This is a genomic window from Actinosynnema sp. NPDC037264 (assembly GCF_055603705.1).
Genome location: NZ_JBVJVK010000017.1, coordinates 57,790 through 73,716 on the forward strand (window position 1 = coordinate 57,790; position 15,927 = coordinate 73,716).

Below are 15,927 nucleotides of genomic sequence, written 5' to 3' on the forward strand. Positions count from 1 at the left end.
CCGACATCACCTCGGTACGGTGAACGCATGCGGATCTTGATCTCGGCCGACATGGAAGGGGCGACGGGGGTCACCTGGACCGCCGACGTCGTCCCGCAGACCGAGCAGTGGCAGCGGTTCCGGCGGCTGTTCACCGGCGACGTCAACGCCTGCGTCGCGGGCGTGCGCGCGGGCGGCGCGACCGACGTGCTCGTCAACGAGGCCCACTCCTCCCAGCGCAACCTCCTGCTGGAGGACCTCGACACCGGGGCGCGGCTGCTCACCGGGCGGCACAAGCCGCTGTCGATGATGCAGGGCGTCGACTCCGGCGTGGACGGCGTGGTGTTCCTCGGCTACCACGCGGGCGCGGGCCAGGAGGGCGTCCTCGCGCACACCTACCTGGAGAACTCCATCACCGGCGTGTGGCTGGACGGCGTGCCCGCGAGCGAGGGCAGGCTCAACGCCGCGCTGGCCGCCGAGCACGGCGTCCCCGTGCTGCTCGTCACCGGCGACGACAAGGCGTGCGACGACGCCCGCGACTACGCGCCCGACGCCGGCGTCGTCGCCGTCAAGGAGTGCGTCAGCCGCTACGCCGCCGTCTGCTCACCCCCGCAGGTGACCTCCGGGCTGATCACCGAAGCCGCCCGCGCCGCCATGGGCCGCGCCGGACGCGGACCGGGCGCCGTCGCGCCGCACCGGGTCGAGGTCGAGTTCGACGCCACCCACCTGGCCGCCGCCGCGGCCGTGGTACCCACGGTGGAGCAGGTCGGGGCACGCCGGGTCGGGTTCGACGCCGCGTCCATGACCGCGGCGATGCAGGCGTTCAAGGTCGTCACCGCGATCGCCGCGGGAGCAGTGGAGGGCATCTATGGCTGAGGACGTCGTCGACCTGTGCGCCGCGCTGCTGCGCTTCGACACCACCAACCGCGGCGGCGGCGAGTCCGCCGGCGAACGGGAGGCCGCCGAGTTCGTCGCCGCGCACCTGGACGCCGTCGGCGTGCCGGCCACCGTGCTCGAACCCGCGCCGCGCCGGGCCAACGTGCTGGCCCGCGTGCCCGGCACGGAACCGGGGCTGCCCGCGCTGCTCGTGCAGGCGCACCTGGACGTGGTGCCCGCCGACGCCGCCGAGTGGAGCGTGCCGCCGTTCGCCGGGATCGAGCGCGACGGCTACCTGTGGGGCCGCGGCGCGGTCGACATGAAGGACATGATCGCCATGGTCCTCGCCGTGCTGGGCGCCTGGTCCCGCGAGGGGCGACGGCCGCGCCGCGACGTCGTGCTCGCGTTCGTCGCCGACGAGGAGGACCGCGGCGAGTTCGGCGCGCACTGGCTGGTCGACCACCACGCCGACTTCTTCGCCGGCTGCGCCACCGCGATCGGCGAGTCCGGCGGCTACTCCTACCCCGTCGGCGACCGGCGGGTCTACCCCATCGGCACGGCCGAGCGCGGCACCTCCCACCTGCGGCTCACCGCCACCGGGCGCGCCGGGCACGGCTCGCGCCGCAACGACGACAACGCCGTGGCCAAGCTCCTCGCCGCGCTCGCCCGCGTCGCCGCCATCGAGCACCCCGTGCGGCTCACGCCCACCGTGCGGGCGTTCGTCGAACGGGTCGGCGCCGCGCTCGACGTGCCGGTCGACCTGGCCGACGTCGACGCCACCATCGCCCGGTTCGGCCCCGCCGCGAAGCTGGTCGAGAACACCGTCCGCAACAGCGTCACGGCCACCGTGCTGCGAGCCGGGTACAAGGTGAACGTCATCCCCGGCAGCGCCACCGCCGAGCTGGACGTGCGCACCCTGCCCGGCGCCGTGGACGAGCTGCTGGCCTCGATCGACGTCGCCCTCGGCGCGGACGTGCGACGCGAGTTCATCGCCGACGAACCGCCCGTGCAGGCCCCGATCGACTCGCCCTGGTTCGACGCCATGGCCGCGGCGCTGCGCGCGGAGGACCCCGAGGCCGTGGTCGTGCCCTACTGCATGGGCGGCGGCACGGACGCCAAGGCGTTCAGCCGGCTGGGCATCGACTGCTACGGCTTCGCCCCGCTGTCGCTGCCCGCCGGCTACGACTACCGCGCCATGCCGCACGGCGTCGACGAACGCGTGCCCGTCGACGGGCTCCGCTTCGGCGCCCGCGTCCTCGACCGGTTCCTGTCCTCGTAACGCCCCTTCACACGATCGGGTGCACCGGCCCGCGTATCCCCACCCATCGGCTCACCCTCCTAGCTCGGGGAGTGATGGTGAAGGAGGCCGGATCGTGTGGGCGCGAATCACCAGAGGAGCAGTGGCGGTGGCGGTCGCCGTGGGCGTCGCCTCGTGCGAGAGCGGGGTGTTCGACCGCCCGGGCGGCGACACCACGACCGACCCGACGACGAGCACCCGGACCACCGGCAGCGGTTCGGGTGCGGACAGGACGACCACCACGGGCAACGGGGGCACCCGGTACGGCTGGTTCCTCCCCGAGGGACCGGACTCGCCGAGCTTCTCCGAGGACAACGTGTACCGGCCACTGAAGTCGCACGACTGCGGCAAGGCCCAGACGACCCTGGACGACGAGTGGAGCGCCATGACGTCCCCGCGCAACGTGCTGCTCTACCAGGCCGGGGTCCACCTGTGCCGGGGCGAGGGGTCGGCCGGCCGCGCGATGTACGACCGCGCCTCCCGCTACGGCTGGGCGGTGAACCGCGGCCCCGACGGCAGCGGCGAGGTCGACTGCGCGACCTACCAGGCCGTGCGCAGCGTCCTGGAGCAGCAGGCGCACGACGCGTTCCCCTGCACCGAGGGCCGCCCGCCCAGGTGGCCGACCGACACCGACCGTGACGACCCGCGCACCGACCCCACGACGACCACGAGGACAAGCACGACCACCGCGACCACCACCCGCACGACGACGACCACCACCACAAGGACCACCACGACGACCACGACCACGCCATGACCACCCCGGCCGACCGGGACGCGCCCGGCAAGGGCCCCGACCAGCCGGACGCGGTGCAACGCGTCGGCGAGGCGCTGGCCAACGTCACCGTGCTCACCGGGCTGCTGGTGTACTTCGGCTGGCGGCGCAGCGACGTGCAGGCCCGTGAGCTGGGCATCGACAGCTCCGTGCTCGGCATGACCACCACGGACTACGTGCTGCGCAGCGTCGGACCGGTGTTCCTGCTGCTGGCCGTCGTCGTGGGGATCGCCCTGGTCTGCCGGTGGCTGGAACCCCGCGTCCGCGCGGCGGGCGACCGGCCGGGCAGGCGCGCCCGCGCGCTGTCGGTGACGCTGTCGCTGGCCTGGCTGATCCTGCCCGCCCTGACCGTGGCGCTCGGGCTGCTGTTCCCGATCACCAGCTTCTACGCCTTCCCGCTCGCGGTCGGCGGCGGGATCCTGCTGTCGCTGTACGCGAGCCGCCTGCGCCGCCCCGACGCGCACCCGACGTGGACCAGGGTGCTGGTCTTCGCCGTCGTGTCGCTCTCGCTGTTCTGGTCGGCGGGCAACTACGCCGAGGTCCGGGGCGTCGAACTGGCCCGCGCCTACGCCGCCGACGTGCACGGGCAGACCGCCGTCGTCGTCTACGCCGGGGAACGCCTGCACATCACCGCGCCCGGCGCCTGCGAGGAACCCCTGCCCGCCGACGGCTCCCGTTACCGGTTCCGCTACCTGGGCCTGCGCCTGTTCGCCAAGGTCGGCGCCAAGTACTTCCTGGTCTCCGACGGCTGGACCCGGGAGCGCGGCACCGTGGTCGTGCTCGCCGACAACGACGACATCCGCGTCGAACTGGGCCACGGCGGACAGGCGCGCGCACCGGGCTGCCCGGGCGCTACAGGTCCGGGTCGGTGATCTCGCGCAACCGGGCCAGCGCGTCCAGCAGCGCCACCATCCGCGGCCGGCCCAGGTGCGCGGTCCACTCCCGCTGCACCTCGGCGATCGCGGCCAGGCAGACCGGGATCGCCCGGCGCCCGCGCTCGGCCACCCGGATCAGCCGGGCCCGCGCGTCGGTCGGGTCCGGGCCGCGCTCCACGTAACCGGCGCGTTCGAGCTGGTCGACCAGGAAACCGGCGGTCTGCTTGGTGATCCGGGCGGCCTCCGCGAGCTCCGTCAGCCGCGACCCGTCCCGGGCGATCCGGTGGAACACCCGCGCCTGCGCGGGCGTCACGTCGTCGAACCCCGCCTCCGCCAGGGCGGCGAACACCCGGTTCTCGAGCTCGCGGTGCGGCAGGTACAGCAACAGGCCGAGGTCGTCGGGCACGTCACTCCTTGACATCGGTCAGAGAAGTTGATCACCCTATCGTGTCTCGCCCGTCGGGTGACGCCGCTAGTCGAAGCGGATGTGCTTCACCGAAGTCCACGTCCGCCGCACCCGGCCGCGCAGCCTGCCGTCGGTGTTCGGCGCCAACGTGAGCCCGGCCGACGCGGCGACCCGGTCGGCCACCTGCGCCACCGTGAGGTGATCGGTCCACACGTGCTCGGCGAACTCCGGCTCGCGCAGCCGTTCCAGGCAGCGGTCCAGCACCCGCAGCGCGAAGCTCTCCCGCCGCAGCGGCACGTCCTTGCCCAGCACGACCTGCGCCGCGTGCCCGAGAACGCGTTCCCGCAGCCGCCGCACCACCGTCTCCCGCTCGGCCAGCAACGCGAAGTGCCGCACGTCGTGCCCCCGGTCGCGCAGCCCGCCGACGATCTCCCGGAAGTACTCGGGCTCCACCACCGTCATCGGCACCACGATTACCCCGTCGTGCCCGGTCGCCGCCCGGTCCAGCACCTCGACCACGCCCCGCCGCCACGACGCCAGGTCCTGGAAGTCGCCGCGCAACGCGGGCGGCGTCATCCGGTGCAGGGCGAACCCGACGTGCTCCGGGTCGCTCAGGAAGCTGCCCGGCAGCCGCCGCCGGAGCTCGTGCGCGGTCTGGGTCTTGCCGCCGCCGAACGGGCCGTTGATCCACAGGAGCACGACACCGACCTTACGGACGCCGCGCCAACCGGACGAGCTTGAGCGCCAGGTGCAGCTCCAGCCGGGCGCCGCCGTCGGCCAGGTCGCGGCCGGTCAGCTCGGCGATCCGCCCCAACCGGTAGTACAGGCTGGTGCGGTGCAGGTGCAGGCGTTCCGCCGCCGCACGCACCTCGCACCCGCAGTCCAGGTACACCTCCAACGTCCGCAGCAGCACCTCCGACAACCCCGCCACCACCTCGTCCGGCGACGCGCCCAGCAGCAGCCGGTACGCGCCGAGTTCGGACCACCGCACCCGATCCGGCAACGCCGGGTCCAGCCGCGCCAGCTCCGCCGCCGCCAACGCCTGCTGGTAGGCCGCGGCGGTCCGGTCGGGCGGGTGCGGGTCGCTCACCCCCACGTGCCCCGGCAGCTCCGGCACGGCCTCCGCGGCCGGCACCGTGCGCACCACCCGCGGCTCCAACGCCACCACCACCCGCACCGGCGCCCGCTCACCGGCCGGCACCTGCGCCGCCAACGCCGCCAACCGCCCACCCAGGTCCAGCTCCGGCACGTCGCCGAGCACCCACAGGTAGCCGACCAGCACCCCGTTGTGCCGCAACGGGAAACCCACCCGCTGCTGGAAGCCCAACGCCGCGTTCGCCGGCACCCGCACCGGCCCCGTCGCGGTCGCCACGCCGTGCTGCTCCTGCCACGCGGCGACGTCCGCCGGCACCCGCCGCGCCAGGATCGCCCGCACCCGCGCCTGGTCCACGTCGTCGGTCTGGGCGCTGTGCGCGACCACCCGGCCCGCCACGTCGTCCACCGACACCCCGCGTCCCAGCACCCGGGACAGCTCGTCCAGCAGCTCCTGCATTCCGACAACTGTAGGAACAACTCCAGTCCCCGGACGGTCGCCCCACCCGACGCCCACGCCCTAGCGTGATCGACCGTGACGAACAGCAGGATCGCACCCTGGGCCTCACCGCAGGCGCAACGCAGGCTCGCCGAGGTCGAGGCCGCCGTCTCCACCGACCTGACCGCCGCCGGCGTCGCGGGCACCGTCCGCAAGGCCCTCGAAGCGCACGCCACCCAGGTCGACGACGACGGGATCGTGCTCTACGCGGGCACCAACGTGCTCAGCCCCACCGCCGCGGCGGCCGTGCGGGCCACCGTGTCCAGCCGGCCGAGCATGGGCTGGCCCGGCGAGAAGTACCAGGTCGGCCTCGACCACCTGGACACCCTCGAAGTCCTCGCGCCGATGCTCGTCGCCTCCCTCATGGAAGGCCGGTTCGCCGAGGTCCGGCTGCAGAGCGCCACCCTGGCCAACCTCGCCGTCTACACCGCGTTCGCCCGCGCCGGCGACAAGATCGCGGTGCTGCCCGAGTTCGCCGGCGGCCACGCCAGCCACCACGCGCAGGGCGTGCCCGCCATCCGCGGCCTCACCGTCGTCGACCTGCCGTACCTGCCCGACGAGCTCGACCTCGACTACGGCACGCTGCCCGGGTTCCTCCGGGTGCACCGGCCGCGGATCGTGGTGATCGGCGCGAGCCTGATGCTGTTCCCGCACGACGTCGCCGCCGTGCGCGCGGCGGCCGACGAGGTCGGCGCGATCCTCGTCTACGACGCCTCCCACATGGCCGGGCTCGTCGCCGGCAAGGAGTTCCAGCGGCCCCTGCACGAGGGCGCGCACCTGATGACGTTCTCCACCTACAAGTCGTTCGGCGGACCGTCCGGCGGCTGCGTCGTCACCCGCGACCCCGAGCTGGCCGAACGCGTCTCGAACGTCGCCTACCCCGGCATGCTCGCCAACTACGACGCCGGACGCCTCGGCGCGCTCGCCGTCACCGCCGCCGAACTGGCCGAGCACGGCCCCGACTACGCGCGCGCGTGCATCGCCAACGCCCGGGCGCTCGGCGCGGCGCTGGCCGACAACGGCTTCGACGTCGCCCGCCACGACGGCGTCCACACCCGCTCCCACCACCTCGCCGTCGACGCCCTCACCCTCGGCGGCGGCGACGCGGCGGCCGTGCTGCTCGGCGAGGCCGGCGTCTACCTCAGCGGCATCAGCCTGCCGTGGCAGCGCATCGACGAAGGGCTGCGCGGCCTGCGCATCGGCACCCAGGAGATCACCCGCCGCGGCTTCACCCCCGCGCACCAGCCCGCCATCGCCGCCCTGATGCGCCGCGCCCTGATCGACCGCGAAGCACCCGAACGCGTCCGCGCCGACGCCGTCGCCCTCCGCCGGGAGGTCAACGCCACCGCTCCCTAGGCCCGGGTCGCCCGACGTCCCGGCGAGGACGTGGACGTCCGCCGTATCGAGGACGGAAGCTGTCCTCGATACGGCTTACGGTGGCGTCGTGACCGAAACGCTGACGACCCGGGCGTTGAACCGGGCGACCCTGCACCGCCAGTACCTGCTGCACCGGGTCGACCGGACCGCCTGCGAGGTGGTCGAGCACCTGGTCGGCCTGCAGGCGCAGGAGCCGTTCTCGCCCTACTACGGCCTGTGGTCGCGCATCCGGTCGTTCCAGGCCGACGAACTGAGCTCGCTGCTGCTGGACCGGCGCGTGGTCCGGGCGTCGCTGCACCGCGCCACGATCCACCTGGTCACCGCCGCCGACCACGGCCGGATCGAACCGCTGCTGCGACCGTTCCTGCACCGCCGGTTCGCCTCCTCGCCGTTCGGGTTCGTGCTCGACGGGCTCGACGCGGAGGAGTTCGCCGACGCCGTCACCGCGCTGCTCGACGAGCCGCGCACCCGGCGCGAGATCGGCGACCTGCTCGGCGCGCGGTGGCCCGACCGAGACACCAACGCGCTCGGCTACGCGGGCAGCTTCCTGGTGCCGACCGTGCAGGCGACCCCGCGCGCGGTCTGGGGCCGGTCCGGGGCGGCGAAGTGGACGACCGCGGCCCGGTGGCTCGGACCCGCCGGACCCGCCGCGCCGATCGAGGAGTTCGTGCGCCGCTACCTGGCCGCGTTCGGCCCGGCCTCGGTCAAGGACGTGCAGACCTGGGCGGGCATGAGCCGCCTCAAGCCCGTGATCGAGGCGATGGACCTGCGGGTCTTCACCGACGAACGCGGTCGCACGCTCTACGACGTGCCGGACGCGCCGCTGCCCGACCCCGACACGCCCGCGCCGGCGCGGTTCCTGCCCGAGTTCGACAACGTGCTGCTCGGCCACGACGACCGCACCCGGGTCATCTCCGACGAGGACTACCGGCGCGGGATCGTCATCGGCGGGAAGCCGACGCTGCTGGTGGACGGCTTCGTGCACGGCACCTGGAAGGTGGCGGGCGACGGGCTCGACATCGAGGTGTTCCGGCCGCTGACCCGTGAGCAGCGGGCCGACGTGGAGGCCGAGGGCGCCCGGTTGCTGCGGTTCGCGGGCGTGGCCGGCGACGTCCGACTCTAGATTTGGACGATCGTCCAGTACGATCGTCCAATGACGGTTCGGGAAAGGCTGCTGCACGCGGCCGCGGAACTCATCGCCGAGAAGGGCTGGGGTGCGGTGAGCACCCGGATGCTCGCCGAACGCGCCGGCGTCGGATCCGGCGTCGTGCACTACCACTTCGACTCCACGCAGGCGGTGCTGGTGCAGGCCGCCGTCGGCGCGCTGCGGTCCGCAGTGGACGGCCTCGCACCGGTGTTGGAGCGCGCTTCGACGCCTTCGGAGGCGTTGGCGCTGCTGCTGGGCGCGTTGGACGGGCACGGCGGGCAGGAGCTGTTCACCGAGACGTTCCTCGCCGCCACCCGCAACGACGAACTGCGCCACGCCGTCGGCGAGGTGCTGGTGGAGTTCCGCCGCACGCTCGCCGCGTGGCTGGAGTCGCGGGACGTGCCGACCCCGGCGGCGACGGCCGCGGTGCTCGCGGCGGCCGTGGACGGCGTGCTGCTGCACCGCGCCCTGTCACCGGACCTGTCCGCGGACGTCGTCGTGCCCGTGCTCGGGAAGGTGCTGCGATGAAGGTCGTGATCAGCGGCGCGGGGATCGCCGGACTGGCGCTCGCGCACCGGCTGGGGACGCTCGGGCACGAGGTCGTCGTGCTGGAGCAGGCGCCCGGACCCCGCACGTCCGGGTACATGATCGACTTCTTCGGGCCGGGCTACGACGCGGCCGAGCGGATGGGCGTGCTGCCACGCCTGCTCGACCTGGGCTACCGGGTGGAGGAGGCCGCGTACGTCGACGCGCGGGGGCGGCGCGTGGCGGGGCTGCGGTTCGACCGGATGGCACGGGCGGTGAACGGACGGCTGGTGAGCATCATGCGGCCGGACCTCGAGCGCGCGTTCCGCGAGGACCTGCCCACCGGGGTGGCGCTGCGGTTCGGCGCCCGCGTGGTCGGCGTCGAGGACGGCCCGACCGGGGTGGACGTGCGGCTGGCCGACGGGTCCACGGTGTCCGGCGACCTGCTCGTCGGCGCGGACGGCGTGCACTCCGCGGTGCGGCGGCTGGTGTTCGGCGACGGGCACGTGCGGTACCTGGGGTTCCACACGGCCGCGTTCACGTTCGACGACCCCTTGGTGCACGACCTGGTGGCCGGGCGGTTCTGCGTCACCGACACCGTCGGCCGCCAGGTCGGGTGCTACGGGTTGCGCGACGGCCGGGTGGCGGCGTTCACCGTGCACCGGACGCCGTCACCGGACCTGCCCGCCGACCCGCGGGCGGAGGTCGTCCGGGTGTACGGGTCGCTGGGGTGGGTCGTGCCGCGGGCGCTGGACCGGTGCCCCGAGGACGTCTACTACGACCAGGTCGCCCAGGTGGAGCTGCCGAGGTGGTCGTCCGGGCGCGTGGTGCTGGTCGGTGACGCGTGCGGCGCGGTGTCGTTGTTGGCCGGGCAGGGCGCGTCGCTCGGCATCGGCGGCGCGTACGTGCTGTCCGGGCACCTGGACGACCTCGCCGCGTACGAACGCGCGTGGCGGCCGGTCGTGGAGGCGAAGCAGCAGGTGGCGCGGTCGGGCGCGCGGTGGTTCCTGCCCTCGTCGCCGTGGCGGCTGCACGCCCGGCGGGTGGCGATGAGGCTGTCCGGCCTACCGGGTGTCGACCGGGTGGTGGCGACGACCCTGGTGGGCAAACCGGTCACCCTCGGCTGAGCCGGAAGGCCGGGACAACACGCGACACCGCCGGTGATCGTGGATCCGACCACCCGCGCCTGGGCCGTCCTCCGCTGACCCGCCTCAGGGTCGTTCCGCGCGCAGCGCGTCCAGTTCGACTTGCAGGCGGTCGAGTTGGGTTTCCGCGCGTTCGGCCCGGACGAGCGTCTGGGCGCGGGCTTCTTCCAGGGCGGCGAGGCGTTCGCGGGCGGCGCGTTCGGCTTGGTCGAGTTGGGCGCGGTGGGTGTCGCGCTGGTCGGTCAGCTCGGCTCGGGCGCGGTCGAGTTCGGCGCGGGCGTCGTGGGCGGACTGCTCGGCGCGTTCGGCTTTGATCCGGGCCTCGTGCGCGGCGGCGGCTTCGGCGCGTGCGGCGGCCTGGGCCTGCTCGACGCTCGCCTTGGCCTCGGCGACGGCTTGGTCGACGCGGCTCCGCGCGTCCGCTCGTGCCTGCTCGACCCGGGTTCGGGCTTCGGCCTCGATGCGGTCGACTTGGGCCTGCGCGTCGTGCCGGGCCTGGTCGATCTGGGCTTGGGCGTCGGCGCGGACCTGGTCGACTTCCCGCACCGCCTGCCGCCGTGCCTGTTCGGCGTGGGTGACCGCGTCGGCCTTCGCCTGGTCGACCTGCGCCTGGGCGTCCCGCCGGATCTCGTCCACGGCTGCCGCGGCTTCCACCCGGATGGTGGCGATCTCGTCCTCGGCCCGCTGGACGGCGGCGTCGGCTTCGGCACGTGCGGCGTCACGTTGCGCGTAGGCGGCTTCGGCGTCCTGTTCGGCCTGTTCGGCGGCGCGCACCGCGTCCTCGGTGGTCGCTTCGGCGGCCTGGCGGGCCTGTTCGGCGTCACGCCGCCGTCGTTCCGCCTTCGCGACGGCGGCCTCCGCCTCGGCGACCCGCCGTGCGGCCTCGGCCTCGACCGCCTGCACCTGGCTCTCGGCCACGCTCGGGTCGGCGATCGCGGACAGCTCCGCCACGGCCCCGGTCAACGTCGTCGACAGCTGCTCGGTCAACACCCGGAACCGCTCCAGCAGTTCCTCGGCCCTGATCTTGCCCGCAGTGATCCCCTGCGGGCCTTTCGTCACGGTGACGATCTCCTGCTCGCCCTCCGCCGCCTGTGCGAGCCGCTGCCGTTCCCGCCACGCCCGCCACCGGGTGTGTTCCGGCAGGTCGCAGTACTCGGCGGGCCGACCAGGCCCGCTGCCCCGGAACACCGGTCGCGTGCAGCCGGGGTAGTTGCAGGTCAGCGCGGAGGTCTCCGTCGTCGTCACGGCAATATCGTAGCACTATTTCGTTGGGACAAACGTTATAGGCCGCAACGCAACGCTATCAACGGAAAAATCCTGGCTTCCGATAAGTGAACCTTATCGGAAGCCAGGATTCCGGACAGGTGCCGCCCGTGCGCTCCGGTCACTCGGCGATGGTGCCGTCCGGGCGGAGGTGGGTCAGCACGTCGACCACGGCGGAGGTGGCGCGGGCCATCTCGTCCTCGCTGATCACCAGCGGCGGCGCCATGACCAGCATCGAGCCGTAAGGACGGGCGATGACGCCGTGCCGCTTGCGGATCTCGAAGGCCACCTGCTCGACCGGTCCCCACGCCATCGGCTCGCGGGTGGTCCGGTCGGCCACGAGCTCCATGCCCGCCAGCGAACCCACGATCCGCAGGTCGCCGACCGCGGGCAGGTCGACCGCGGGAGCCAGGCCGGCGCGGGCCCAGCCGGCGATCAAGCCCGCCTTCGACAGCAGGTCCTCGCGCTCGATGATGTCGATCGTCGCCAAGCCCACCGCGCAGGCCACCGGGTGGCCCTGGTAGGTGTAGCCGTGGAAGAAGCCGCCGGTGCTCAGCAGCGTCTCCGACACCTCGTCCGACATGACCGTCGCACCCAGCGGTACGTACCCGCCGGCGATGCCCTTGGCCAACGTGATCATGTCGGCCTGCATCCCCCGCCCCGGCGAGTCGAACCACGAGCCGAGGCGGCCGTACCCGGTGACCACCTCGTCGGCGATCAGCAGGATGCCGTGCCGCGTCAGCAGTTCCCGCACCCGCGGCCAGTAGTCGGCGGGCGGTTCGAGCACGCCGCCGGCCGCCATCACCGGCTCGCCGATCATCGCGGCCACGTTGCCCGGACCGAGGCGCTGGATCGTCTGCTCCAGCTCGTCGATCAGGAAGTCGGTGGTGTCCCGGCCTCCGTAGAGGTCCGCCGCCCGGTAGGGGTAGGGCGGCGACACCCGTTCGACGTGCGGCAGGTTCGGCCCGACCCCCAGGTGCACGGGCGGGAAACCGGTGGCGGTGCCGCTGCCGTACGCGGTCCCGTGGAACGAGTAGTTCCGCGAGATGATCCACGTGCGGTCCGTGTCGCCTCGCCGGTGGTGGTAGAGCCGTGCGGCCTTGATCGCCGTCTCCACCGCCTCGGAACCGCCGCTGGTGAAGAACACGCGGTTGAGGCCCTCGGGCGCCAGGTTCGCGATGCGGGTCGCGAGCTTGATCGCCTTGTCGTTGGTGAATTCCAGTAGACTGGTGAAGTACTCGATCTCGCCCATCTGCTGGGCGGCGATCTCACCGAGCTCACGGCGTCCGTGGCCGAGGTGCGAGTGCCACACGCCGCCACCGGCGGCGTCCAGCATCTCGTTGCCCTTGGCGTCCCACACGGTGCAGCCCTGGCCTCGGACGATCACCACCCGGTCGGTGATGTCGCCGCGCTGCATGGAGCGGAACAGGTGCCTGCGGTCGAGGTCTTCCAGTTCGGTCGCCACGTCGGATAACGCCGGGACCTCAGGGGTTATGGTCAAGACTCCTCCTCAACTACGGTCGGCGGGTGCCGTCTCACGCCGTGGCGAATGCCTGGCCCTCGGTCAGCGGCGCCTTGCCCAGCACGAGGTCCGCCGCCTTCTCGCCGATCGCGATGGCCGACGCGTTGGGGGCGCCGCGGCCGACCGTCGGCATGACCGACACGTCCGCCACGCGCAGGCCCTCGACGCCGATCACCTTCAGCTCCGCGTCGACGACCTTGCCGATCGCGCAGGTGCCGGAGCCGTGGAAGATGGAGTGGGTGTAGCCGCGGACGTACGCGCGCACGTCGGCGTCGGAGTCCGACTCCGGGGCGGAGTACCAGTCCTTGGTGAACCGGGCCAGGGCCTTCTGCCGCGCGATCTCCATGCCGATCTTCGTCGCCGCCACGGCCGTGACCAGGTCGTCCTCGGTCTGGTAGTAGTTGTGCTGGATCTTGGGCTTCGTGGTGGGGTTGCTGGAGTCCAGCGTCACGGCGCCCCGGGCCTGTTGCGTCAGCAGCACCGGCCCGTAGGTGATGGCGTGCCCGGTGGGCAGGCCGAGGCCGCTGTCGGCGAACATCATGGGACCGGAGAAGAACACCGCGTCCGGCGCGGCCAGGCCGGAGCGGGTGCGCACGTAGCCGCCCGCTTCGGGGCCGTTGGAGGTCATGGGCCCGGTGCCCTCCTCCTCGAACTGCTTGCGGTACTGCGGCTCCTCGGCGATCAGGGTGCTGACCGGCTCGTCGTGGGCGAAGATCAGCGGCACCAGCGGGTGGTCCTGGAGGTTGGCCCCGACCTCGTCGTTGGCGTGCACGACCGGGATGCCGAGCAGGCCGAGGTGGTCCGCGGGCCCGATGCCGGAGTGCATGAGCAGGAACGGCGAGTTGTACGTGCCGGCCGAGAGGATGACCTCGCGGTTGGCGCGGACGGTGAGGTTCTCGTCGAACCGGCGGCCGGCGACGCCCACCGCGCGGCCGTTCTCGATGACGATGCGGTGCACCTGGAAGTTCGTCTGCACGGTCAGGTTCGGCCGGTTCATGGCCGGGTGCAGGTAGGCGACCGCGGTCGAGCACCGGCGGCCGTTGCGCTGGGTGAGCTGGAAGTAGCCGAAGCCGTCCTGCGACTCGCCGTTGAAGTCGTCGTTCGAGGCGAACCCGGCCTGGGCCGCGGACTCCAGGAACGCCTCCGACTGGGTGTTCTTGCTGCGCCCGTCCGACACGCTCATCGGGCCGCCGGCGCCGTGGTAGTACGACGCGCCGCGCTCGTTGTCCTCGGAGCGCTTGAAGTACGGCAGCAGTTCGTCGTAGCTCCAGCCGGGCTGGCCCCAGCCGTCGTAGTCGAGCTTGTTGCCGCGCAGGTACAGCATCGCGTTGATCGAGCTGGTGCCGCCCAGGACCTTGCCGCGGGGCAGGAAGATCCGCCGCCGGTTGAGCTGGGGCTCCTCGTGCGAGTCGTAGTCCCAGTCCACTGAGGTCCGGAACAGGTCGCCGAAGGCCACCGGGACGTGGATGGTCTCCAGGTCGTCCGTGGGACCGGCCTCGATCAGGCACACGGTGACATCGGGGTCTTCGGACAGCCGGGAGGCGAGCACGCAGCCCGCCGAACCCGCTCCGACAATCACATAATCGTACATCCGGTCCTCCAGACATCCGCCGTGCGGCGGCTTTGGGGTGTGCGAGGGTCGTCCAGGCGCGGTGAACCTCAAGAGCTCGGCCGGACTCACGTCGGAACGGCCGATGTGGACGTACCTGCTTGCGGCGGTGACGCCCCTAGCGCAACCGCTCCAGGGAAGAGGGAGCGGAGTCGGGTGCGGGGGTGCGGGGGGTGCGCAGCACCCGCAGCACCATCGCGGGTTTCATCAACGCCTGCGGTGGGTCGACCAGACCCGCGACGCGCAGGAACGCCTCCGAGAGGCCGGCGTCGTGCGTCGCGGCCACCTGGAGGCGGGCCATGAAGGCGTTGCTCATCCGGACCTTCAGCGTGCGCTTGCCCGCCACGCCGGGGAACGCGAGGTCGCCGCCGGCGGCGATCTCCCACGGCACGTCGACGACGGACTCGATGTCGCCGAAGTACTCCAGCGGGTTCGGCGCCCGACCGGTCGACAGGTGTTCGGCGAGGACCAACGCCTGGAGCGCGGCCACCGCCATGCCCTGCCCGTAGACCGGGTTGAACGAGCACACCGCGTCGCCGAGGACGAGGAAGCCCTCGGGGAAGCTCTCCATCCGCTCGTAGCGGCGGCGCTGGCTGGCCGGGAACTGGAACATCACCGGGTCGCTGAGGGGTTCGGCGTCCCGGATCGCGTCGTGGATGTCGGGCACCGGCAGGGACTTCGCGAAGGCGAGCATCCCGGCCGGATCGGTCGGCGGGTGGTCGCCGAGGGTGCCGGTCAGCGACAGCAGGCCGATGTCGCCGCCGAGGGTGTGCAGGAAGGCGCCGCGCGGGTGCCGCGGGGTGGCCACGGGGTTGATGGACATGTCGCCGCGCAGCGGGTCGGTGTGCCAGCGGTACTTGCGGCTGGTGTAGGCCAGGCCGACCTTCACGCGCTCTTCCGGCACCCGCGGGTAGCCCATCGACTCCAGCCACGCGGGTGCGCGCGAGCCGCGGCCGGTCGCGTCGACGACGAGGTCGGCGTCGATCACCTCGGGCTCGGCGCCGGGTTGGCGGCTCTGCACGCGGGCACCGCGGACCGCGCCGCCGTGGGCGACCAGCCCGACGACGTCGTGCCCTTCGCGGAAGGAGACGCCCGGGATGGCCTGGACGCGTTGCCGCACGTGGTGCTCGAGCACCGGGCGGGCGATGCCGACGAGCCGCAGGCCGGTCGGCGCGGCTTTGATGCGGTAGCCGTTGAAGGACCACCGGACGTCGCCGCAGAGGTCGCCGACGGGGATGCCGGCGTCGACGAGGCCGGCGAGGAAGCCGGGGAACAGCTCCTCCAGGATCTCCTGGCCCCGGGCGAGGAGGCCGTGAGCGTGACGTCCCTGCGGCACGCCGCGCCGTGGGTCCCGCACGTCGGACAGCTCGTCGCGGTCGACGATCACGACGCTCTCGTAGGCGTCGGACAGGACCCTCGCGGCGAGCATGCCCGCGATGCTTCCGCCCAACACGACCGCGCGACCACCCATGTAGTTGCCCATCTGGACATCGCTCCTCGTCAGGCGGGGCGGGACGAGAACATGCTCACAGCGGCGGCG

General features: G+C 73.0%; 15 protein-coding genes. 8 read left to right on the top strand and 7 right to left on the bottom strand.

Annotated features, from left to right (window positions below; genetic code table 11):
• Window positions 1-27 precede the first annotated feature (27 nt).
• From ACZ7GX_RS20470 to ACZ7GX_RS20485, 4 genes are all read left to right on the top strand, one after another.
• Window positions 28-855, top strand: coding sequence for a M55 family metallopeptidase (locus ACZ7GX_RS20470; protein ID WP_498778632.1), 828 nt, complete (start codon window positions 28-30; stop codon window positions 853-855).
• Complete coding sequence (locus tag ACZ7GX_RS20475) at window positions 848-2,134, top strand: M20/M25/M40 family metallo-hydrolase (RefSeq protein WP_498778633.1); 1,287 nt, start codon at window positions 848-850, stop codon at window positions 2,132-2,134. The genes ACZ7GX_RS20470 and ACZ7GX_RS20475 overlap by 8 nt, the downstream gene beginning before the upstream one ends.
• A 127-nt stretch (window positions 2,135-2,261) precedes the next feature.
• Window positions 2,262-2,909 carry a hypothetical protein gene (locus ACZ7GX_RS20480; RefSeq protein ID WP_498778634.1) on the top strand — a complete coding sequence of 216 codons (648 nt, stop codon included), beginning with the start codon at window positions 2,262-2,264 and terminating at the stop codon, window positions 2,907-2,909.
• Window positions 2,906-3,799: a hypothetical protein gene (locus ACZ7GX_RS20485; RefSeq protein WP_498778635.1), complete on the top strand. Its 894-nt coding sequence runs from the start codon at window positions 2,906-2,908 to the stop codon at window positions 3,797-3,799. Before ACZ7GX_RS20480 ends, ACZ7GX_RS20485 begins: the two co-directional genes overlap by 4 nt.
• Here the strand turns inward: ACZ7GX_RS20485 and ACZ7GX_RS20490 are convergent.
• From ACZ7GX_RS20490 to ACZ7GX_RS20500, 3 genes are all read right to left on the bottom strand, one after another.
• Window positions 3,780-4,208 carry a MarR family winged helix-turn-helix transcriptional regulator gene (locus ACZ7GX_RS20490; protein ID WP_498778636.1) on the bottom strand — a complete coding sequence of 143 codons (429 nt, stop codon included), beginning with the start codon at window positions 4,206-4,208 and terminating at the stop codon, window positions 3,780-3,782. The genes ACZ7GX_RS20485 and ACZ7GX_RS20490 overlap by 20 nt on opposite strands.
• 66 nt (window positions 4,209-4,274) lie before the next feature.
• A complete protein-coding gene (locus ACZ7GX_RS20495; protein ID WP_498778637.1) occupies window positions 4,275-4,907 on the bottom strand; it encodes an AAA family ATPase in 633 nt (210 codons plus the stop codon).
• 10 nt (window positions 4,908-4,917) lie between these two features.
• Window positions 4,918-5,760 carry a helix-turn-helix domain-containing protein gene (locus ACZ7GX_RS20500; RefSeq protein ID WP_498778638.1) on the bottom strand — a complete coding sequence of 281 codons (843 nt, stop codon included), beginning with the start codon at window positions 5,758-5,760 and terminating at the stop codon, window positions 4,918-4,920.
• Window positions 5,761-5,835: 75 nt separating this feature from the next.
• Between ACZ7GX_RS20500 and glyA the strand changes: the two genes are divergently transcribed.
• The 4 genes from glyA (at window position 5,836) to ACZ7GX_RS20520 (ending at window position 9,975) form a co-directional block, all read left to right on the top strand.
• Window positions 5,836-7,155, top strand: a complete 1,320-nt coding sequence (gene glyA, locus ACZ7GX_RS20505) for a serine hydroxymethyltransferase (RefSeq protein WP_498778639.1) — start codon at window positions 5,836-5,838, stop codon at window positions 7,153-7,155.
• A gap of 88 nt (window positions 7,156-7,243) precedes the next feature.
• On the top strand, window positions 7,244-8,299 hold the full coding sequence (locus ACZ7GX_RS20510; protein ID WP_498778640.1) for a winged helix DNA-binding domain-containing protein: 1,056 nt from the start codon (window positions 7,244-7,246) through the stop codon (window positions 8,297-8,299).
• 30 nt (window positions 8,300-8,329) lie between these two features.
• The gene (locus ACZ7GX_RS20515) at window positions 8,330-8,851 is read left to right on the top strand and encodes a TetR/AcrR family transcriptional regulator (RefSeq protein WP_498778641.1); all 522 of its coding nucleotides are present in this window, start codon (window positions 8,330-8,332) and stop codon (window positions 8,849-8,851) included.
• Window positions 8,848-9,975, top strand: coding sequence for an FAD-dependent oxidoreductase (locus tag ACZ7GX_RS20520; RefSeq protein WP_498778642.1), 1,128 nt, complete (start codon window positions 8,848-8,850; stop codon window positions 9,973-9,975). The genes ACZ7GX_RS20515 and ACZ7GX_RS20520 overlap by 4 nt, the downstream gene beginning before the upstream one ends.
• An 84-nt stretch (window positions 9,976-10,059) precedes the next feature.
• On the opposite strand, the gene ACZ7GX_RS20525 is transcribed toward ACZ7GX_RS20520, so the two are convergent.
• From ACZ7GX_RS20525 to ACZ7GX_RS20540, 4 genes are all read right to left on the bottom strand, one after another.
• Window positions 10,060-11,238, bottom strand: a complete 1,179-nt coding sequence (locus ACZ7GX_RS20525) for a hypothetical protein (RefSeq protein ID WP_498778643.1) — start codon at window positions 11,236-11,238, stop codon at window positions 10,060-10,062.
• 139 nt (window positions 11,239-11,377) lie between these two features.
• Window positions 11,378-12,757, bottom strand: coding sequence for an aminotransferase family protein (locus ACZ7GX_RS20530; protein WP_498778644.1), 1,380 nt, complete (start codon window positions 12,755-12,757; stop codon window positions 11,378-11,380).
• 34 nt (window positions 12,758-12,791) lie between these two features.
• Window positions 12,792-14,369 (bottom strand): GMC family oxidoreductase, encoded by a 1,578-nt coding sequence (locus tag ACZ7GX_RS20535; protein WP_498778645.1) that lies wholly within the window; start codon window positions 14,367-14,369, stop codon window positions 12,792-12,794.
• A 136-nt stretch (window positions 14,370-14,505) separates the two neighbouring features.
• Entirely contained in the window at window positions 14,506-15,870 is a 1,365-nt protein-coding gene (locus ACZ7GX_RS20540) for an FAD-dependent oxidoreductase (RefSeq protein WP_498778646.1), read from the bottom strand.
• Window positions 15,871-15,927 lie beyond the last annotated feature (57 nt).

What these genes read in the sequence shown, in the direction of transcription:
- ACZ7GX_RS20470 (WP_498778632.1), top strand. Translation starts at nt 28, where the DNA reads ATGCGGATCTTGATCTCGGCCGACATGGAAGGGGCGACGGGGGTCACC.
- ACZ7GX_RS20475 (WP_498778633.1), top strand. Translation starts at nt 848, where the DNA reads ATGGCTGAGGACGTCGTCGACCTGTGCGCCGCGCTGCTGCGCTTCGAC.
- ACZ7GX_RS20485 (WP_498778635.1), top strand. Translation starts at nt 2,906, where the DNA reads ATGACCACCCCGGCCGACCGGGACGCGCCCGGCAAGGGCCCCGACCAG.
- ACZ7GX_RS20500 (WP_498778638.1), bottom strand. Translation starts at nt 5,760, where the DNA reads ATGCAGGAGCTGCTGGACGAGCTGTCCCGGGTGCTGGGACGCGGGGTG.
- ACZ7GX_RS20515 (WP_498778641.1), top strand. Translation starts at nt 8,330, where the DNA reads ATGACGGTTCGGGAAAGGCTGCTGCACGCGGCCGCGGAACTCATCGCC.
- ACZ7GX_RS20520 (WP_498778642.1), top strand. Translation starts at nt 8,848, where the DNA reads ATGAAGGTCGTGATCAGCGGCGCGGGGATCGCCGGACTGGCGCTCGCG.
- ACZ7GX_RS20535 (WP_498778645.1), bottom strand. Translation starts at nt 14,369, where the DNA reads ATGTACGATTATGTGATTGTCGGAGCGGGTTCGGCGGGCTGCGTGCTC.
- ACZ7GX_RS20540 (WP_498778646.1), bottom strand. Translation starts at nt 15,870, where the DNA reads ATGGGCAACTACATGGGTGGTCGCGCGGTCGTGTTGGGCGGAAGCATC.